The following is a 20,699-nucleotide window of genomic DNA, read 5'->3' on the forward strand; positions in this document are numbered from 1 at the left end:
CATGGCGTTCCTCCCTTTTTTATTATATCTAAATTACTTTAATTTCCTCCCATTCCGGCAAACGTACAACGTCAAACGTACCACATACAACGTTAATCGACCGATACAGTCAGCCCTTCCTGCTGAAGAATTTTACGGAAAATCTCCATTTCGGTAAAGGAACCTTCCAGCACTGCGCACTTCCCTTCATTATGTACCTTCCAGGCTATTTTTTCCGCCTGTGGTTCGGAGTAATCGAGGTACTTCATCATACAATGGATCACATGGTCAAACGTGTTGAAATCATCGTTCCATAATATCAGGCGGTGAACTTCCTTAAGTCCTGCCAGTAATTCTTCGAGGGTAAATGTTTCTTCCTGTGTTTCAGTTGGCATACGTAACTACAAAATTACTCAAAAACAATAATAAAAACGGTAAAATCGTGTTCAATTCACTTAAAAATCATACCCCAACGGTGTGCCTGCTACACACCGGACAATCTAAACATCATGAAAAAAATCGCTGTTTACATTATCATCCCATTAGCAGTTCAAGTATTTGCCATGGCCACGGCAAACGCCCAGGCACCAAAAAACGGCCCGGTCAGGTTACAGCCCCCACCTCCAACCATCAAAGTAGATGGTGACGACAAGGACTGGGGCGATAGCCTGCGCTACTTTAACGAAGACAGGAAACTGAACTACGCGTTGGCTAATGACCCAACTACCCTTTACGCTGCCATCAAAATAACCGATAAAATGGACCAGATGCGTGCGCTTAATGCAGGCATTACCCTAAGCATTGATACCAAAGGCAAAAAGAAGGAAAGCTTCTCGCTCACCTTCCCCTTAGCCGAACCAGGCAGTAAACCCGATTTTGGCAAACGCCCCGACGACAATACCGAAGTTACCCAACAAGACCGCGACGATTTGCAGCGCGAGCGCATAACCAAGCTGCGCGATATTAAGGTGGTTGGCTTTAAAGATATTGAAGGCGACATGATCACCACCTCAAATACCTACGGAATTAAAGCTGCCATTGATTACGATACCGAAGGCAACCTCATTTATGAAATGGCCATACCCCTAAGTTTTTTCCATGCCGATGACCAGTTCAAAACCGAGTGGGCGTTCAATTTCAAAATAAATGGCATCCAAAAACCCAAAGGTGACGGAACGGAAAACAATGGTGAACGGCAAGGAGGCAGCATGGGCGGCGGCGGTGGTCGCGGAGGACGTGGCGGTGGTATGGGAGGTAGCGGCGGCGGTATGGGAGGTGGCGGCGGACGTGGCGGCAGGGGCGGTCGCGGAGGCGGCTTCAGTGGCGGCGGCGCAGAAGGCGGCCGCAGCGAGCTATCCAAATCAACCGATTTTTGGGAAAAGTTTTACCTCAATAAAAATTAAGGATTAGTTATCGGGTTTGGGTTTAAGTCGATTAAAACCGACCAAAACCCAGGCCTATTTTTTAAACTGCGCCAGTATCTCGGGTATAAGTTTTAATACCCACTGGTAGTACATTTTGGCAGATGGATGCAACCTGTCGTTAGCCAAAAGGCTGAGGTCAAACGCGGCCTGTTTTGATATGGCAGTAATATCAACGTAAATAACCCCTGCCTTTTTGCTCTCATCCAGGTTAATGGCATTAAACAGGTCTATTTCGGGACCGATAACGGCATCATTGCCATTGGCAAAGGGCGTTACACCGTAATCCGGAATAGATAAAACAAATACATGCTTTTTATTGCCTTTTGCAAACTTGATAGCCGTGTTTAAAACAGCTGCAAATTTTATACGATAGTTATCTTTGCTGTAGCCCCCATACTGGTCGTTAACGCCAATAAGCAGGGTCACAAAATCGTACGTTTTATCGTTAACGGCGCTGCTTTTAATTGCATCTATTAACTGGTCGGTTATCCAACCCGTACGGGCGATGACGGTAGGCTCGGCAATTTTAAACCCTGGCAGGCTGGCTGCAAGCTGATACGGGAATGACTCTGACGCCGTTACAGACTGGCCTATGGTATACGAATCGCCCAAGGCAAGGTAGCTCAGGGTATCTGTTACAGCTCCGGTTACCGGTACCGTATCTGTCGGCGACGGGATGGGGCCGCTATTAATATTTTGCATCGGGTCGGTCTTTTTTGAGCACGCGGTTAGCGCACTTATCGAAAATAAAATTAAAAGTAGTGCTTTCATGACAACATCTCCATATCAAACAATACGGAAATATGGTGCTTAAGGATTTCTTTTACTTCATTTATATTAACCTCGTAGCCAAGCTCCTGCTGCATGGAAGTTACGGCCTTATCATCAATACCGCAAGGCACAATGTTTTTAAAATAACCGAGGTTTGGGTTTACGTTAAATGCCAGCCCATGCATGGTTACCCAACGGCTGCAGCGCACGCCCATAGCGCAAATTTTGCGCGCCTTTTCGTTATCGGCATCAAACCAAACACCGGTGTAACCCGGGTAACGGCCTGCCTTTAAACCATAATCGGCCAGGGTTAATATCACAGCCTCTTCCAGCGTGCGCAGATAGAGGTGAATGTCGGTAAAAAAATTATCCAGGTCCAATATTGGGTACGATACTATTTGTCCCGGACCATGATAGGTAATATCGCCGCCACGGTTAATAGTATAGTAAACGGCCTGCTTTGCTTTCAGCCCGGCTTCATCCAATAGCAAGTGCTCTGGCTTGCCGCTTTTGCCTAAGGTATACACATGGGGGTGTTCGCAAAAAACAAGATAATTGAAGGTTTCATCGGCTTCAAAAGGTTCAAATGTGTTTGTGGGAACCAATACCTTAGCTGCCTCCCCGTAAGCCAGCTCGTTATTGCGGTTATCCAGCTTGGTTTTTACCGTTGCCGAAAAAAGGTCTTCCTGCCTGTCCCAGGCCCGCTGGTAATCTATCAGGCCCCAATCCTGAAAAAATACTTTTTTGTTTTTCATCACCTATCCCCTTTTACGTAGCCAATCATATAATCGGCGTATTGCATATAGCCAACCGTATAATCCAAATTAAGTTCATTTTTATGCAGGTTGGCATTTAGTACACCATGGTGTTCAAAGTTAAAAGGCGCCAAAAAAATATTATCAACAAATGATACCTCTTTTTGCCCGTTACATTTATAAACCGCTTCTTTGGCACACCAGCACACGTACAGATGTTCAATCTTTTTATCCTCGCCAATAAAAGCGAGTTCATCGGCACGCATAAATTTAGTGGCTATCCGTTCCACCTTTTCTTTTATCTGCTCAATGTCAATACCTACTTTATGGGTTTTGCTGATCATCACCGCGGCATAATCAAACGAATGGCTCAGCGAAATATGGTATGGCAGGTTTACCAGGTAAGGTTTACCATGCACGTCTACTTTGCAATCAATATATTCATCGGTGCTCAGCATTTTACGCAACAATACGCGGGTACCAAGCCAATGCAGGTACCGTTTACTGTGGCTTAGCTTTTCAACGTAAGCTTTCTCATCCTCATCCAATTGCAATTGCTTATACAGGTCATCTGCCTGCTCCTCTATTTTCCAGAGTGCAAACTCAGTATCATCATCAATACGCTGCCTGTATGCTATCGCCATAAAAGTAAAATTGCAAAATCGGACGCAAACTTATGCCAAATAAATTTAATTATAATAATTGCCACATCATATTCATAAACGATTGATTGTTAATTAACTGTATGCCAAAACCTATTCAACAATCAATTTCAACAATGTTTGGTTGTTTGTTGTTGCCTGTTGCGGTAATTAGTTATATTTTCGCCCCTCATCAAATATTACTATGATATTATCTGACAAGCGCATCCTCGAAGAGATAGAAAAAGGTACCATTATTATTGAACCGTTTGCCCGTGAGCAACTTGGTACCAATTCCTATGATGTGCATTTGGGTAAACACCTGGCTACTTACCGCGATAGGGTACTTGATGCTAAAAAACATAACGAGATTGATGCCTTTGAAATACCTAAAGAGGGCTTTGTACTACAGCCCAATACCCTTTACCTGGGCGTAACGGTAGAGTATACCGAAACCCATAAACATGTACCCTTTTTGGAAGGAAAATCGAGCACGGGGCGTTTGGGTATTGATATACATGCCACGGCCGGCAAAGGCGATGTTGGATTTTGCAACACCTGGACATTGGAAATATCATGCGCCCAACCCGTACGCGTATACGCCGGCATGCCCATTGGCCAGCTGATTTATTTTGCCGTTGAGGGCGAAATTGAAACCCTGTACAACACCAAAAACAACGCCAAATACAACAACCCCACTACCCGCCCGGTTGAAAGTATGATGTGGAAGAATAAGTTTTGATACGTTGTAGGTTGGACGTGGTACGTTTTACGTTTGTTAATAAAACAATTTAAGTTGGATGTTTACAGAAGCCAGAAAACTGCATTTAATTGAAGAGCTGATCCGTTTAAGAAGCGAAAAGGCATTAGGTCAAATTGAGCATATCTTAACTACCGCGGTAAATACGGAATCGGTTAGCCGTCCGTCTTCACATAATTTTCTTGGTAAAATATCAAAAAAAGATATCTTGCTTATGGAAAACGCAATACAGGCAGGCTGCGGTCAGATTCGTCGTGACTGAAACCAACCGTGGCAGGAATGTATAAAATACATCGAACAGCGACGGCCAATATTTTTTTTCTAAGCAATTAAACCTTTACCTAAACCGGCAGTCTAACTGCCAACCACAAAAACCTCTACCTATGAAAAACAAAAACCGTAACCTTAAGCACCGTTCTTTCAACGTAAAACTTATAACGTAACACGTAAAACCTGAGCCAGCTTTCGGCAATCCCCTCGTAACACACTTGTTATAATACTATTATAATATTTTCTGTAGATTGAAAATTATTTACCTGATGAAAAACAAACATCTTTTTGCCGGTTTATTGATAACTGTTATCGCTACAGCTATTTTGAGTTTCAAAGGCCCTGGCGAAGAACTGCTGCGTAAAATGGTCGACCAGCTCGATAAATGGCGGGCGGAGCATCCGCAGGAAAAAGTTTACCTGCAATTTGATAAGTCCAGCTATGCCATTGGTGATGATATCTGGTTTAAGGCATATGTAACTATCGGCAACAAACACCAGCTCTCGGCATTAAGCGAAATACTCAATGTTGACCTGATTGACGAAAACGACTCTGTAAAGCGAAGTATCAAACTACCATTAATCAGCGGCCTGGCCAATGGCGATTTTGCCCTAGCCGATTCGATGCAGGAAGGCACCTACCGCATCCGCGCCTATACCAACTGGATGCGCAACGAAAGCGAAGCCTATTTTTTTGATAAAACGATCACCATTGTAAATAGCATCAGGAATGATGTTTTTACTAAAACGGCGTTTACCTACACCACCCAAAACGGCAAACAAAAGATAGACGCGGTTATTACTTATAGCAATATCAACGGCGAACCTTACGTGGCTAAAGAAGTAAGTTACCACATACAACTCAATGGCAAAACTGTTTTTAAAGGCAAAGGCATTACCGACGATAAAGGCAATATTAATGCAAGCTTTATAAATACCACTAATGATTTGGCGCCCACCGGTCAAATTTTAACCACCATCAAATACGCCGACAAGAAAACGGCCGATAAAACAATTGCCATAAAGGCGGTATCTGATAAAATCGATATGCAGTTTTTTCCCGAAGGTGGCACCCTGGTTAATGGAGTAAACTCAAAAATTGCATTTAAGGCAATTGGCGCCGATGGTTTGGGGGTAGATATTAAAGGAACCGTAGTAGATGACCAAAACCAAATGGCTACCACCTTTAACAGCACCCACCTGGGCATGGGTGTTTTTAAATTTGTGCCATCTGCAGAAAAAACTTACAAGGCTCATGTTACCTACCCTGATGGCTCCGAAGGGGTATTTGATTTACCCCGGGCCGTTGATAACGGATATTCTTTAGATATAGATAATTCGGCCGATGATGATATAGATGTTACCATATTACCGGGTAAAGAGCTATTAAATAGCGCTATTCCGGCCGGCCGCCTTTTGCTGGTGGCCCAGGTAGGCGGCCAGATTTATTATGCGGGCAACAGTCCCGACGGAGGTAAAACATTTACTGCAACAATACCCAAAAGCAAATTCCCATCGGGCATTGTGCAGTTTACGTTGTTCTCTGACAAAGGCGAACCGCTAAACGAGCGCCTTGTATTTGTAAAAAACAACGATGATTTAAAACTTTCGGTAACCGCCGACAAGCAAAAATACGCGTCGCGCGAAAAGGTGACCATCAACCTGAACGCTAAAAATACAGAAGACAAACCAGTAAGCGCCAGTTTCTCGGCCGCGGTTATCGATCTGTCAAAAGTTTCGGTTGATGAAACGGCCGAAGAAACTATCCTATCAAACATCCTGCTTTCGTCCGATTTGAAAGGATATATCGAAAAACCGGGCTATTATTTTCACAACGCGAACGCAAATGCACAGGCCGATCTGGATATACTGCTCATGACCCAAGGCTATCGCCGTTTTGAATGGAAGAAAATACTGAATGATAATTTTAACCCAATAGTTTATAAACCCGAAAAAACGTTACAGATATCGGGCCATTTAAAAACGGTTTGGGGCAAACCTGTCGTAAGGGGTAAAGTAACGTTATTTACTACAGCGGGTGGCATTTTTATGATTGATACGGTATCTGACGACAAGGGTAACTTTGTTTTTAAAGACCTTGTTTTCAGGGACAGCATCCGTTTTGTGATACAGGCACGTACTGCCAAAGACCGTAAGAACCTTGAAATTGAACTGGATAATATTGCCCCGCAAGTCGCCGGTAAAAACAAAAACGCGCCTGATGTACAGGTAAACATCAGCGATGGCCAGGCCGGCTATCTTAAAAACAGCAAAAGCAAGTTTAACGAGGATATTAAATATGGAATTGGCAACCATACCATTGTGTTGAAAGAAGTGTTTATAAAAGACGTAAAGAGCAAAAAAGACCTTGTTAAAAACTCCAATAACTTAAATGGCCCCGGTAATGCCGACCAGGTGCTTACTTACAAAGATTTTGAAAACATGGGCGGTATGTTTGTCAATGCCTTACAGATGAAAATATTTGGGGTAACTTTTAGGAACGGCGTGCCATACTCAACCCGGAGCCAGGGCCAACCTATGACCGTTATGGTTGATGGGGTACAGATGGAAGGCGATTATTTAAATACCCTATCAGTAAATGACGTAGGAAGCGTTGAGGTTTTACGCTCTATAGGCAATACTGCAATTTATGGTTTTCGTGGCGGCGGCGGCGTTTTGGTTATTACTACTAAACGCGGTGGCGAGGGTTCTGTTTACAACCGTTACGCGCCGGGTGTTGTAACCTACGCGCCAAAGGGCTATTACAAAGCCCGTGAATTTTATTCGCCGGCTTATGACGATCCAAAAACAAACACTCAAATGCAGGACCTACGCTCAACCATATACTGGAAACCGAATATTATCACCGATAAAGACGGCAACGCAACATTCTCGTTTTTTAACGCCGATGCTAAAGCCACCTACCGCATTTTAATTGAAGGGATTGATGTTGACGGTAACCTTGGCCGGCAGGTTTATACTTATAAGGTAGAGTAAGCGGGTTTGTAGTATTTTGTTTATTGCGTATATTAATCCTGATATAGCGCTCATTGCTTTTTTATGAAATTTCGCCTAACCTTCATTTTCCTGGGTACTTTGCTTTACTCCTTAAACAGTTTTGCTCAAACTGATACCAGCATTTTAATCAGAACTGTCAATTCTATCGAAAAATATTCATCTGTAAATCCTATCGAGAAAGTGTACCTGCACCTTGATAAACAGCATTATATGCCCGGCGATACCTTATGGTTTAAGGCCTACGTGGTAACCGGCGAAAACCATGCCTTATCGGCAATCAGCAACGTAGTGCATATTGTATTACTTAACGCAAAAGATTCGGTAATAAGCCGGATGGCATTGCCTTTAAGCTTGGGCATAGGCTGGGGCGATATTGCCTTACCCGCCTTGTTAAAAACGGGTAAATATCAATTACGGGCCTATACTAATTGGATGCGTAACGATGATCCGGCTTATTTCTTTAGCCAACAGATAAGCATAGGTGATTTACAAGTTGTAAAGGCAAAAAAACAAAATATAACGGCTAAGCCCGATGTGCAGTTTTTCCCGGAGGGAGGCCTGCTCATTAACGGCCTGCGATCAAAAGTAGCTGTAAAGTCGGTAGATGAAAAAGGACTGGGCGAAGACCTGGAAGGATTAGTAACAGATAATGACGACAATGAAGTAGCGGAATTTAAAACCCATCATTTGGGGATGGGGGTATTTGCTATTACTCCAACAGCAGGCAAACTTTATAAAGTTAAAATAACGTGTAAAAATGGTAGCCGGTATAGCTTTGATTTACCAAAAGCACGTGACGATGGTTTTGCCATCGCCATTAATAATACCCAGGCAGATAGTTTAAGTGTGCGCATAGTTGTCTCAAATAAATTATTTGAAACTCAAAAAAGCGCAGGTTATTACCTGCTGGCACAGTCGGGTGGTAAAATTTGTTATACAGCCGGATTCAGGCTGGCAGCACAAAGTTTCAACGCGGTTATTGATAAAAAACGTTTTCCAACGGGGATAACACGATTTACACTACTTGCTGCTGACGGCGAGCCGCTTAATGAACGTGTAGTCTTTATCCAAAACAACGATGCGCTCAAACTCAACATAACATCGGCAAGCAAATCCTTAACAGCCAGGCAAAAGGTACAACTTAGCTTAGATGCCAAAACTGCTAATGGTAGCAATATTACCGGAAGCTTTTCGGTATCTGTGATCAGCGAAGATTTTATACCTGTGGATGAATTGTCAGAAAACACGATCCTGAACAATTTGCTACTTACTTCGGATATTAAAGGGTATATCGAGCAGCCCAACTATTACTCTACTGATATAACCGATAAAACCCGGGCCGACCTGGATATATTAATGCTTACGCAGGGTTATCGTCGTTTTGAATGGAAACAGGTATTAGCTAATAAGGATCAACAACCGCTATTTGAAGCCGAAAAATCACTGCAGATTTCCGGATACGTAAAAACCTTAGATGGCAAACCGGTACCTAACGGCAAAGTAAAGCTGTTAACAACCAAAGCGGGCATTTTTATGTTGGATACCGTAACCAATGAAAACGGAAAATTCAGCTTTAACAGGCTTCCCGAGGATAGTGCCCGGTACGTAATACAGGCCCGCACTGATAAGGATAAAAAAAATGTAATGGTTGTGCTTGATACGCCATCTGATTATAAATCATTGCCGTTTAGAAACACATCCGGCGAAAAGGATACGATAAAAGAATTATCTACCTACCAAAAGCAGGTTAAACAACAACTCAAACTAAGCTTAGATAAGCGCACTATACAGCTTAAAGAAGTGGTGATAAAAGACAAAAAGGATGCGCCAAAAGACATTTTTAGCCATGCAGAACACCCCGACCAGGTGATAAACGATTTCCCGAAAGAGCCGACCGGAGAAAGCCTGAGTACTTTTTTGGGCGTACGCCTGCGTGGTATCGAGATGAGGAGTTCGGCAGAAGGCGCTTCCTTTTATACTGCACGTTCCATAGCAAAATATTACCCAAACCCGCCACCGATGCTCGTAAAACTCGACGGCAGTATAATTGATCCTGCTATTTTCAGTACACTTTTATTAACAGATATTGAAAGTGCCGAAGTGATCAGAACAACCGGGCAAATGGATATGACAACAGGCGCAAGGGAAGTACTTTATTTAATTTCAAGGAAACATTCGGGCACCCCAATTAAACCATCAACACCCGATGTTATCACATACCAATCAAACGGATTATACAAGGCAAGGGAATTTTATTCGCCCAAATATGATAAAATCAATGAAAGCAGCTCAAAGCCCGATTTACGTACAACAATTTATTGGAACCCAACCGTTATAGTTGACAAAGCCGTTGCCGAATTTGAGTTTTTTAACGCCGACACCAAAGGCACTTACCGCGTAACCGTAGAAGGAATTGATACCGACGGTAATTTGGGCAGGATAGTTTACCGCTATAATGTTGAGTAACGAACACGCTATCAAAGCTCACGAAAAACCATTTTTTAATTCATCATCTGCATATCTGAAATCTGCACATTATTAGCTAACACTCCGGCAAGCTGATAGGGATATTGATAGCCAGCCCGCCATCGGATGTTTCTTTATACTTGGAATTCATATCCAGCGCGGTTTGCCACATGGTTTTTACTACAGCATCCAGGCTTACTTTGGCTTTCTCGGGATTACTTTGCAGTGCGAGTTGCGATGCGGTAATGGCTTTTATGGCCCCCATCGTGTTACGCTCGATACAAGGGATTTGTACCAGGCCGCCAATTGGGTCGCAGGTTAGACCAAGGTGATGTTCCATGGCTATTTCGGCAGCCATGAGTACCTGTCGCTGCGTCCCCCCCATGCATTCAGTTAAAGCGGCAGCAGCCATGGCAGATGACACGCCGATTTCGGCCTGGCAACCGCCCATGGCTGCGGAAATAGTGGCTCCTTTTTTAAAGATGCTGCCAATCTCGGATGCGGTCAGCAAAAATTGGATGACCTTTTCATCTGTGTTACCATCGCAAAAAACAATATAATATTGCAACACGGCGGGTATAACACCGGCTGCGCCATTGGTTGGCGCGGTAACTACCCTACCAAAAGAGGCATTCTCCTCGTTTACAGCCAACGCGAAACAACTCACCCAATCCAGTATATTTTTAAAGCTGTCGCCTGTTTGCCTTATGGCAGTGACCCATTCCTCGTAATTACTGTAAGGCCGGTTGTTTATTAGTTTTGCATTCAGTTTAAAGGCGCGCCTAGCCACATTTAAACCGCCAGGTAACTGGCCCGTGGTATGGCAGCCGCGGTACATACATTCTTTTAGCGCATTAAAAATATTGAGTACACCGACACGTGTTTCATGTTCGCTACGCCAGGCCAATTCGTTTTCCATTACCACTTCAGAAATTCGAAGGCCTGTTTTTATGCACCAGTGCAATAAATCGGCAGCTGTGTCAATCGGGAACGGCAGGTCGACCTCATGTTTTGATTGGGCGGACGCGCCATCTTTAACCACAAATCCTCCGCCTATGGAGTAGTATGTTTCAGATAAACCCTTGCCATTGCTCAAAAACGACTGGAAGGTTACGGCGTTTGGATGAAAAGGCAGGCTTTCGTTAAACAAAAACAACAGATCGCCAGTTACAGAAAATTCAATTTCTTTAATTCCACCCAAGATCAATTTATGCGACGTGGTGATATAATTAATTTTAGGCGTGATTTGGTCAACCTCAAAAGTTACGGGATCATCTCCGCTCAGGCCGAGCAAAATAGCAATATCGGTACCATGGCCCCGGCCCGTTTTGGCCAAAGAGCCATAAAGCAGTATTTGTACCTGGGATACAAGCGGCAATACATCCTGCTGCTGTAGCGATTGCACAAATTGCTGCGCAGCCCTCCATGGTCCAAGGGTATGCGAGCTTGATGGCCCTATCCCTATCTTAAACATATCAAATACCGAAATTTGCTCCCTTACCATTGGCGTCAAATTTAAAAATAATAAGCTAACCAAGCTTTGTAATAAATATGATGGAGTGCTTAATTTTTATTTAAAAAATTTATATTTTGCAGCAACTAAAACTTATAAAAACACTCAAACCTTAAAAAATGGAAACTTACGACGCTTCTTCCGGCTCACCCGCGGTATTTGCCGCCTTATTTGGAATTATAATGATCCCAGCTATTATCTCATCAGTAATTATAATTGTTGGTATGTGGAAAGTATTTGAAAAGGCCGGCAAACCAGGGTGGGCCTCATTGATTCCTATTTATAGTGCAATTGTATTTTTGGAAATTATTGGCAAGCCGATGTGGTGGCTAATACTATTTATCATACCCTGTACTTTACCCATTTTTGGCATTTGGGCTATTAACTTATTGAGTAAAAGCTTTGGCCAAAGTGAAGGTTTTACTATTGGCTTAGTGATTTTACCTTACATATTTTTCCCGATTTTGGGTTTCGGAAAGTATCAGTATATAGGCCCCGCGGGAGCAGGTTTTGCAGGCTTCCAACCATATGATCCTTCAAAAGATTATCAGGATCCGTTTAACCCTAATACACCACCGCAGGCTTAATGCTGCCAAATTATACCACATTACAAATATTTTGCAGCCGGTTTGTTTTTATCAACTGGCTGCAAAATCATTTAATACCCTGCCCGTTTAAATATTTAACAGGTATTGATTGCCCCGGTTGCGGTTTCCAGCGTTCTGTTATAGCCCTTGTGCAAGGTGATTTATCTAAAAGCTTAGCACTATATCCTCCTTCCATCCCCCTCCTTTTATTTTTTGCGTATGGCATCGCCGATAGTTATTTTAAGCTCGACACCAAAAAGTTCGCAGTAAAAAAAACCTTATTTATGATTGTTGGCAGCATAGTGCTTATTAGCTACTGTATTAAAATGTACAGCCTTTACCGGCATTATAGCACATCTGCCTGAGCTACGATGTGGCTGTAATCTTTTATAATGGTTTGCAAAAACAACATATCGTTCATTTCAGGTGGCGGAGTTATCCCTAAAAGATCTTTAATACGCTGCGCCATATTATATACCAGCACGCTGTTGCGGTTTTTAATGTAACTGTTTATTACTTCGTTTATCAGTTCAATATCTTTGTCGTTAAGGCCGGCTGCTGCTGCAAAAACCGGCTGATAATCATCAGCAGAAGGGCTAAAAGCTATATTATTAATTTTTGTACGCGGCGCGGTACGGATAAGCGTAGTACCGGCTACCATATCACCCAATCGCTGCGATTTATCAGACACCGCAATACAGATCAATCCGCACAAATTTGATGACAGGGCAAAATCAACAATCCTGAACAGCCAGCGTAATAAATATTGGCTAAATCGGGGCCGGGCGCCATCAAGGCTTATCACTTTTATTTTCATGATACGCTTGCCAACACTTTGCCCGTTCATAGCTATTTCGCAAGCTAAATCATAAAATACGTATAGCGATGCATATATAATCACCAAAACGCCGATCAGCGCCCCTTCGGAATTTAGTATGTTTAACATCGACATCACAATCATGGCAGCAATAAATATCACTATAAACATGGCCATGTCAATCAGGTAAGCAACAATACGTTCGCGAAGGCCGGCAACTTCGTAATCAATATCAATGTTTTGTGATGTGGTTATTCTTATAGTTTGCATATCATCAAATATAAACGCTAATTATGTTTTTTTTAGTTGTTATATATCACATTTGTAATTATTTTAACAAAATATTTCAATGTTGGATAACTGATGCGCGAACCCCTTTTTGTAAAACAAAACGCTGCCAAATGGAGCAGCTTTGAACAATCGCCAACGGACGATCCTGATGAGCTTGCCGAAAGGTTTATCCAAATAACCGACGACCTTGCTTATGCCAAAACATTTTACCCGAAATCAAAAACTACTGCCTACCTTAACGGGCTGGCTGCTGGTTTACATCAATCTATCTACAAAAATAAAAGCGAAAAAAGCAACCGTTTTTTAACTTTCTGGAAATACGAATTGCCCATCCTGTTTAAAACCTACCAAAGGCCGCTACTATACTCATTTATATTTTTTATCATTTTTTGTTCGATAGGCGCCTTATCGGCAAAATATGATGAAAACTTTGTGCGCCTTATTTTAGGCGACGGATATGTAGACATGACCAACGCCAACATTGCCAAAGGCGATCCGTTTGGCGTATACAAACAAGGCGGCGAAACCCTGATGTTTTTGGCCATAGCAACCAACAACATCTATGTATCGCTGGTTACGTTTGTAAGCGGCGTCATATTTTCTGTAGGATCTGTTTATTTTCTTTTCCGGAACGGACTGATGCTGGGCTCGTTCCAATACTATTTTTTTAGTAAGGGATTGGGTATAAAATCAATCCTTGTGGTTTGGATTCATGGCACCCTTGAAATTTCGGCCATCATGATAGCAGGTGCGGCAGGCATTATTTTAGGGAACAGCCTTTTATTCCCCAAAACGTATACCCGCATGGTATCCTTAAAAAGAGGAGCCAAAGATGGCATGAAAGTAGCCGTTGGCATAGTACCTGTTTTAATTGTTGCTGCCTTTTTTGAAGGCTTTGTAACCCGCCATACCGAAATGCCGGTTTGGCTTAGCGTTACCATTTTAACATCGTCATTATTGTTTATCATCTGGTATGTAATTATATACCCCAATAAAATTTATAAAACCCTAAACCACAATGCAACCAAAAATTGAATTAGCAAAAACCCGCGATTTTGGCGAAATAATAAGCGACACGTTTCTTTTTATGCGGCAAAACTTTAAACCGCTGCTCAAATACTTTTTCACTTTTGCGGGTATTTTCATAGTTGCCGGTGTTATCAGCAGCACCATATACCAGTTAAAAGTAGTAAATTTTGCCATTGCCGATGGGCAAGCGGTCGCCGGTGGCTTGCAATACAGGCCATCAATATGGAGAATGTTTGGTATAGAGTATTTTGCAGTCCTCATTTGCTCCATGTTAACTGTAATAATTTTACAACTTACAGTACTAAGCTACATGGCTCTTTATAAAGAAAAAGGGAACCAGGTGCCTACCAGCGAAGAAGTTTGGGGTTATATCAAATATTATTTTTTAAGAGGATTTGGAAGTTCCATCCTGCTCAATATATTAATGTGCATTGGCTTTGTATTTTGCTTTCTGCCAGGATTTTACCTGGCGCCAATATTTGCTTTGGTGTTGCCTATTATGGTAATGGAAAATACGTCTTTTGGCTATGCTTTTAACCGCAGTTTTGTACTTGTAAAAGATAACTGGTGGACAAATTTTGGCACCCAGGTGGTTATATGGATCATAGTTTACGTTGGTATTATGTTGTTTAGCTTACCCGCCAGCATTTTCACCATTATAAGTACTTTAACCCACGCGCAAAAAGGCGGCGCCACAACTGCCATAACTTCGGTGCCATTTGCTTTTGCCACCGCGTTGCTCAGGCAAATAGCTCATATACTCGTTATTATTCCCTGCATCGCCATAGGTTTTTGCTATTTCAACCTAACCGAAAGTAAAGATGGCACCAGCCTATTAAACAGGATAAACAAGGTGGGCACTACAACGCCCGACAATGATTTACCGCTTGAAGAATATTAATATGCTGCGCCTGCTCTGCTTTATATTTTTTTCATTTGCTGTTCCCGTTCATTCTGTTAAAGGTGTTGTTTCTGTTAAAAAGAACGCGAAACCTTTGATCCTGAAGCTGGACACCCAGCAAATAAATGTGCGCCAACTGGATAGCACAGCTATTAAAGCCTATAGCAAACTCCCCGAGTTTAAATACGACGAAGAAATACAAAAAGACCCATCATGGTGGACACGTTTTTGGCATTGGTTTTGGACCTGGCTTAAAAACCTGTTTAAACCGGCAAAAATTTCGGATAATAAAGTGAATCCATTTTTCCAGGTTCTGTTATATGTGTTGCAGTATCTTTTCATAGGCGCAGGGCTGGCGGCTTTGGTGTTCCTGGTTCTAAAACTGGCTGGTATCGATTTACTGCACGTTTTCAGGCGCAAATCGATGGGTGCAAATTTACCCTACCAGGAATCATTGGAAAATATCCACGATATCAATTTCGACGACGAGTTGGAGCGGGCTATCGCGCAGCATAATTACCGCCTGGCTGTACGGCTGCTATATTTAAAATGCCTGAAACAGCTTAGCGATGCCGACCTAATTAAATGGCAGATAGATAAAACAAACAATGCCTACATCAATGAACTAACCAACCCCGATCAGCGCCAGGTATTTAAAACCCTCACACTACAGTTTGAATATATTTGGTATGGCGAATTTGGTATTGATGCCTCCGTTTTTAAAAACATCAGCACGTTATTTACAGATTTTAAAAAGGAGATATCATGAAGGATTTTAAAATCTATATTTCAATTGCCAGCATCCTGCTCATAGTATACCTTGTTGCGCAGTACAATAAACCCAATGCTATCAACTGGCAGTCAACGCTTGCAAAAAATGATAAAATTCCGTTTGGTACTTATATTTTGCATAACCAGCTTGATAAACTTTTTCCCGACGCCGAAATTGCCAATACCAACAAATCTATTTACAATGTTTTCCATAATGATAGTCTGCAACAGGGCAATTACATCATTATAGCCAAAAGCATAAAGCTCAATAAATTTGATTTTGACGAAATGATGAAATACGTCAAAGCGGGCAACTCCGTGTTTATGTCGGCATTTAACTGGAGTGGCTACCTTGCCGATTCGCTAAAAATTGAGACCCAGGCCGAGTATGCTAAACATAATGTATCGTTTAATTTTGTTAACAGCAAATTACGGGCTCAAAGTAACTACCTGTTTAACCGTGATATTGCAAACCAATATTTTAGCAGCCTGGATACAGCTAAAGCGACCATTTTGGCGCAAAATTATGCCAATCACTGTACTTTTATGAGTTACAGCTTTGGCAAAGGACATCTGTATTTATGCGCTACGCCCGACTTGTTCACCAACTACAGCCTGTTAACCCGGCAAGGTACCAACTTTGTTGAAAAAGCTTTCTCTTACATGCCGGCTACCGGCCATTTGTATTGGGACCAATTTCAAAATGGCGATATACCCGAAGATCTTTCGCCATTAAGGGTATTTTTTGCTAACCCAGCTTTGCAATGGGCATACTACTTAAGCCTTTGCGGTATTTTAGTTTTCATTTTTTACGAAATGAAACGCCGCCAGCGGGTTATACCAATAGTAGAGCCCTTACAAAATTCGACCCTGGAGTTTGTAACCGTTGTAGGGCAGGTTTATTATGAAAAACGCGACAATGCCGACATAGCCCATAAAAAAGTAATTTATCTGTTAGAGCATTTCAGAGATTATTACCGCCTTAAAACCAACAAGCTTGATAGTGACTTTATAGACACGCTATCGAAAAAAACCGGTGTAGCCAACGCCTTTATTACCGACCTGGTGCATTCGGTAATTTTTGTAGGTGCACAACACCACGTTACCGATCATGAATTAATCAGATTAAATAAACTTATAGAGAAATTTTACAGCCAAACCGGACACAATGGAAAATGATTTTTTTGAACAACGAACTGATATGAGCAGGTTAAGCCTGGCGGTTGACCAGATAAAAGCTACACTGGGTAAAATTATTGTAGGGCAGCACGATTCTATCGATCTGTTGATAGCCGGCATACTGGCCGATGGGCACATCCTTATTGAAGGGGTACCTGGTGTGGCCAAAACACTTACCGCCAAACTTATTTCAAAAGCTATTGATGCCAGATACTCCCGCATTCAGTTTACTCCGGATTTGATGCCATCAGATATATTAGGTACTTCTGTATTTAACCCTAAATCAACCGAGTTTGAATTTAAGCAAGGGCCTATATTTGGCAATATCATCCTTATAGACGAAATTAACCGAGCACCCGCAAAAACACAATCGGCCTTGTTTGAGGTGATGGAAGAAAAGCAGGTTACCATTGACGGGCACACCTATAAAATGCAGGAGCCCTTTACTGTATTGGCTACTCAAAACCCGGTTGAACAGGAAGGCACCTACCGCCTGCCCGAAGCACAATTGGATAGGTTTTTATTTAAGATAGAAATTAAATATCCATCGCTGGAAGAGGAAATAGCTATTATTACCCAACAACATCAGCAAAAAACTACAGATCAATTAAACAACATTGCCTCTGTATTATCAGCTGGCGAGATTATTTCGTTAAGACAACAGGTAAGGGCCTTACATGTTGAGCGTAAGCTGCTGGAGTTTACGGCTAAAATTGTTCATGAAACCCGCAACCATAAATCATTATACCTGGGTGGTTCGCCAAGGGCTACGCTGGCTATGATCAATGCGGCTAAGGCATTGGCAGCTATTAAAGGGCGCGATTTTGTTACGCCCGATGATATTATTTATGCTGCAGCGCCGGTATTAAGGCACCGTGTAATGCTTACGCCCGATAAGGAAATGGAAGGCCTTAGTCCCGATGATGTAATTGGGCAAATTATTCAAAAAATAGAGGTACCACGATAACCCATTTTTTGTGAAAAAAATTTACGGCCTGTTTTATAAAGATCTTTTTTTAACCAACCGCCTGTTTACCGGTTTAGGAGTGAGCGTGGTAGTGTTTGTGCTATCATTCTTTTTTCCCTGGCTTGGCGTTATACCGGCATTGGTTTTCTGGGCGTTGGTATTGCTGTTTTTGATTGATGTGCTGATGCTTTATAAAACGGCTAAAGGTGTATTTGCTAAACGCCATGCCCCCGAAAGATTAAGCAACAGCGACGAAAACGAACTGGGTGTGTATGTTGAAAACTGGTATTCTTTTAATGTCAGCATCGGCATTATTGACGAGATCCCCTTTCAGTTTCAAAAACGCGACATCTGGTTTAAAACAACGCTAAAACCGCATGAGCGTAAATTGATCAGCTATACCTTACGGCCTACCAAACGCGGCGAGTATGAGTTTGGGGATGTACGTGTGTTTGTTAAAAGCGCATTAGGCCTTATCAGGCGACGCTACACTTTTCAGCAGGCCGAGACATTGCCGGTATACCCATCCTTCCTCCAGATGCGTAAATATGAGTTAATGGCTATCTCAAACCGGCTCACGGATATCGGCATCAAAAAAATACGCCGTATTGGTCACAGCCTGGAGTTTGAACAGGTAAAAAACTATGTTGCAGGCGACGATTACCGCACCATTAACTGGAAAGCCACTGCAAGGCAGGGCAACCTGATGGTTAACTCCTATACCGACGAGAAATCGCAACATGTTTATTGTGTGATAGATAAATCAAGGGCCATGAAAATGCCTTTTGAAGGTTTAAGCTTGTTGGATTATGCTATAAATGCCAGCCTGGTACTATCAAGCGTAGCGCTGATAAAAGAGGATAAGGCCGGTTTGATTACCGCATCTGAAAAAATTGGCGCTGTTATTCCTGCCGATAGAAAATCTTCGCAATTGAATAAGATACTGGAGGTTTTGTATAAGGAGCGTACCCGCTACCTGGAAACCAATATGGAGCTGTTATACAGCACCGTACGTACAGTAATAAAGCAGCGCAGCCTGGTGGTATTTTTTACCAATTACGAAAGCATGAACGCCCTTAACCGGCAATTGCCCTACCTGAAAAGAATAGCCAAATTTCACCTGCTGCTGGTTGTTTTTTTCGAAAACACCGAACTTAAAACCCTGAGCGAGAAACAAGCAACCGACCTGGAAGGCATCTACATAAAAACCATCGCCGAAAAATTTGCCTACGATAAAAGACTTATTGTAAAAGAGCTGGCCAAATATGGCATACAATCTATACTGAGCGCGCCACAAAATTTGACGGTTAATACTATTAACAAGTATCTGGAGTTGAAGGCTAAACAAAAGATATAAGACCATGATAGTTCAATTGATTAGATTACTTTTTTTCGGAGTAAGGGTTGCTACAAAGTATGCACAACATAATCAGGACGCTCCCGTTGAACAATTGGACAATGCCTTATTTACCAGAAGATCGACAAGTATTACACAATACATTGATATCGCAACCAAAGCAATGATCAATGATGGAAAAAAAGTAGACGATGTTAAAATTATTTTAATTAGCAGGGGCTTGCATGAAGATCATTTCGATGCGGTATTAAACAGGGCACAACGCAATTATAAAACATGGCTTAATGAAACCAGCGGCAAGTCGGCATTAACCGTTCTTGAAACAGATCAACAATTTGCGCAAACCCCTCCCACACCAAAGTCGTCAATTAAAATAATCACCCACAAGGGAGAAGATCATGCCATGCATTTTTGCGCTTTAACAGATCATCGCAGATACTATGAGTTGATCGGCCGGAGTATTTTACAAGCGGTTGTAGACCGGGCTGTATCTAATACCCCAAATGCGCTATCAAACGGAGAAACTGAAATAAGACAGGCCACTTGTGCAAGGGTGGGTAGGAATGCAGTTAACCCGTATTTACGGGCGGTAACTATTAATCAACAAATAGAAGCTGTTTACCCATACATATATACCGAAATAAAAACAGGTTTTTACACTAAGCAAATTGTGGAGTGGGTTAATGGCGAACCTATTGTGGAAGCCGAAGTAGAAGGTAATCTTAACGGAAGCATTCCGGTAAGCTTCTTTGCTACTGATTACGCGGTTAACAAGCACATTTACCAAACCCAGGCCAACATTGAAGTGCGATTATCTGCCCTGGTCCTGGAACTACTTAAAGCAGATAAAAACACAGATGAAGTAAGCAGGAAACCCCGGGAATTTTGGGCAAATAAGCGTTATAGCAATAAAAGCTATTTTTTGTTTGAAGCGGAAATTTTAGAAATAAAAGAAGCCCCGATAGATCGTTTGTCAACAGGTTGCATAATGACTTTAAAACTTAACCAAAGCAAGAGTGTCGACAATGACTTTATAGTTGACACCTATATCACCACCAATAACATAAAAACCGAAAGTACACACAAAGGAATGCTGGTGAGAGGCACTTTGTGGTTCCAAGGTGAAATAGCAGCAAATTAATCGTCTGCCGTTCTAGGACTCTCGTATCAACAGCGCACATATTCAAATCACTCCAAACAAAAA

Annotated in this window: 20 protein-coding genes; 14 read left to right on the plus strand and 6 right to left on the minus strand. The window is 42.1% G+C overall.

The features are described 5' to 3' along the window. Positions 1-92: 92 nt before the first annotated feature. Positions 93-374, minus strand: coding sequence for an ATP-dependent Clp protease adaptor ClpS (locus AC1DXF_RS06735; protein WP_477447412.1), 282 nt, complete (start codon positions 372-374; stop codon positions 93-95). 114 nt (positions 375-488) lie between these two features. On the opposite strand from AC1DXF_RS06735, the gene AC1DXF_RS06740 reads away from it, so the two are divergent. Further along, positions 489-1,382: a hypothetical protein gene (locus tag AC1DXF_RS06740; protein ID WP_477447414.1), complete on the plus strand. Its 894-nt coding sequence runs from the start codon at positions 489-491 to the stop codon at positions 1,380-1,382. A 54-nt stretch (positions 1,383-1,436) separates the two neighbouring features. Here AC1DXF_RS06740 and AC1DXF_RS06745 read toward each other — a convergent pair whose 3' ends face one another. From AC1DXF_RS06745 to AC1DXF_RS06755, 3 genes are read right to left on the minus strand one after another with little or no spacing between them, the layout of a single operon-like run. Continuing rightward, a complete protein-coding gene (locus tag AC1DXF_RS06745) occupies positions 1,437-2,174 on the minus strand; it encodes an SGNH/GDSL hydrolase family protein (protein ID WP_477447416.1) in 738 nt (245 codons plus the stop codon). Next, the gene (gene lipB / locus AC1DXF_RS06750) at positions 2,171-2,929 is read right to left on the minus strand and encodes a lipoyl(octanoyl) transferase LipB (protein WP_477447418.1); all 759 of its coding nucleotides are present in this window, start codon (positions 2,927-2,929) and stop codon (positions 2,171-2,173) included. Before lipB ends, AC1DXF_RS06745 begins: the two co-directional genes overlap by 4 nt. Beyond that, on the minus strand, positions 2,929-3,573 hold the full coding sequence (locus AC1DXF_RS06755; protein ID WP_477447420.1) for a 4'-phosphopantetheinyl transferase family protein: 645 nt from the start codon (positions 3,571-3,573) through the stop codon (positions 2,929-2,931). The genes lipB and AC1DXF_RS06755 overlap by 1 nt, the downstream gene beginning before the upstream one ends. Before the next feature lie 202 nt (positions 3,574-3,775). On the opposite strand from AC1DXF_RS06755, the gene dcd reads away from it, so the two are divergent. From dcd to AC1DXF_RS06775, 4 genes are all read left to right on the plus strand, one after another. Continuing rightward, on the plus strand, positions 3,776-4,312 hold the full coding sequence (gene dcd, locus AC1DXF_RS06760) for a dCTP deaminase (RefSeq protein WP_477447422.1): 537 nt from the start codon (positions 3,776-3,778) through the stop codon (positions 4,310-4,312). Between the two features lie 58 nt (positions 4,313-4,370). Continuing rightward, positions 4,371-4,592 (plus strand): hypothetical protein, encoded by a 222-nt coding sequence (locus AC1DXF_RS06765; RefSeq protein ID WP_477447424.1) that lies wholly within the window; start codon positions 4,371-4,373, stop codon positions 4,590-4,592. Positions 4,593-4,869: 277 nt separating this feature from the next. Continuing rightward, positions 4,870-7,596 (plus strand): TonB-dependent receptor, encoded by a 2,727-nt coding sequence (locus AC1DXF_RS06770; protein ID WP_477447426.1) that lies wholly within the window; start codon positions 4,870-4,872, stop codon positions 7,594-7,596. A gap of 63 nt (positions 7,597-7,659) precedes the next feature. Continuing rightward, complete coding sequence (locus AC1DXF_RS06775; RefSeq protein WP_477447428.1) at positions 7,660-10,083, plus strand: carboxypeptidase-like regulatory domain-containing protein; 2,424 nt, start codon at positions 7,660-7,662, stop codon at positions 10,081-10,083. Between the two features lie 76 nt (positions 10,084-10,159). Here the strand turns inward: AC1DXF_RS06775 and AC1DXF_RS06780 are convergent, their stop codons facing one another. After that, positions 10,160-11,587 carry an L-serine ammonia-lyase gene (locus AC1DXF_RS06780; RefSeq protein WP_477447430.1) on the minus strand — a complete coding sequence of 476 codons (1,428 nt, stop codon included), beginning with the start codon at positions 11,585-11,587 and terminating at the stop codon, positions 10,160-10,162. 128 nt (positions 11,588-11,715) lie between these two features. Here AC1DXF_RS06780 and AC1DXF_RS06785 point away from each other — a divergent pair, with 128 nt between their 5' ends. After that, on the plus strand, positions 11,716-12,183 hold the full coding sequence (locus tag AC1DXF_RS06785) for a DUF5684 domain-containing protein (protein WP_477447432.1): 468 nt from the start codon (positions 11,716-11,718) through the stop codon (positions 12,181-12,183). Continuing rightward, positions 12,183-12,548, plus strand: coding sequence for a DUF2752 domain-containing protein (locus tag AC1DXF_RS06790; RefSeq protein WP_477447434.1), 366 nt, complete (start codon positions 12,183-12,185; stop codon positions 12,546-12,548). The genes AC1DXF_RS06785 and AC1DXF_RS06790 overlap by 1 nt, the downstream gene beginning before the upstream one ends. On the opposite strand, the gene AC1DXF_RS06795 is transcribed toward AC1DXF_RS06790, so the two are convergent. After that, positions 12,530-13,270 (minus strand): RDD family protein, encoded by a 741-nt coding sequence (locus tag AC1DXF_RS06795; protein WP_477447436.1) that lies wholly within the window; start codon positions 13,268-13,270, stop codon positions 12,530-12,532. The genes AC1DXF_RS06790 and AC1DXF_RS06795 overlap by 19 nt on opposite strands. Before the next feature lie 93 nt (positions 13,271-13,363). Here AC1DXF_RS06795 and AC1DXF_RS06800 point away from each other — a divergent pair, with 93 nt between their 5' ends. The 7 genes from AC1DXF_RS06800 to AC1DXF_RS06830 all read left to right on the plus strand — a co-directional run bounded on the left by AC1DXF_RS06800 (position 13,364) and on the right by AC1DXF_RS06830 (position 20,636). Beyond that, positions 13,364-14,326, plus strand: coding sequence for a stage II sporulation protein M (locus AC1DXF_RS06800; protein ID WP_477447438.1), 963 nt, complete (start codon positions 13,364-13,366; stop codon positions 14,324-14,326). Next, a complete protein-coding gene (locus tag AC1DXF_RS06805; RefSeq protein WP_477447440.1) occupies positions 14,310-15,221 on the plus strand; it encodes a hypothetical protein in 912 nt (303 codons plus the stop codon). The genes AC1DXF_RS06800 and AC1DXF_RS06805 overlap by 17 nt, the downstream gene beginning before the upstream one ends. Continuing rightward, positions 15,208-15,990 (plus strand): DUF4129 domain-containing protein, encoded by a 783-nt coding sequence (locus tag AC1DXF_RS06810; protein ID WP_477447442.1) that lies wholly within the window; start codon positions 15,208-15,210, stop codon positions 15,988-15,990. Before AC1DXF_RS06805 ends, AC1DXF_RS06810 begins: the two co-directional genes overlap by 14 nt. Further along, positions 15,987-17,171, plus strand: a complete 1,185-nt coding sequence (locus tag AC1DXF_RS06815) for a DUF4350 domain-containing protein (RefSeq protein ID WP_477447444.1) — start codon at positions 15,987-15,989, stop codon at positions 17,169-17,171. The genes AC1DXF_RS06810 and AC1DXF_RS06815 overlap by 4 nt, the downstream gene beginning before the upstream one ends. Beyond that, positions 17,161-18,138: an AAA family ATPase gene (locus tag AC1DXF_RS06820; RefSeq protein ID WP_477447446.1), complete on the plus strand. Its 978-nt coding sequence runs from the start codon at positions 17,161-17,163 to the stop codon at positions 18,136-18,138. Before AC1DXF_RS06815 ends, AC1DXF_RS06820 begins: the two co-directional genes overlap by 11 nt. A gap of 10 nt (positions 18,139-18,148) precedes the next feature. Next, on the plus strand, positions 18,149-19,495 hold the full coding sequence (locus tag AC1DXF_RS06825; RefSeq protein ID WP_477447448.1) for a DUF58 domain-containing protein: 1,347 nt from the start codon (positions 18,149-18,151) through the stop codon (positions 19,493-19,495). A 163-nt stretch (positions 19,496-19,658) separates the two neighbouring features. Continuing rightward, positions 19,659-20,636, plus strand: a complete 978-nt coding sequence (locus tag AC1DXF_RS06830) for a hypothetical protein (RefSeq protein ID WP_477447450.1) — start codon at positions 19,659-19,661, stop codon at positions 20,634-20,636. Positions 20,637-20,699: the final 63 nt, after the last annotated feature.

The organism is Mucilaginibacter sp. P2_A5, assembly GCF_056404995.1.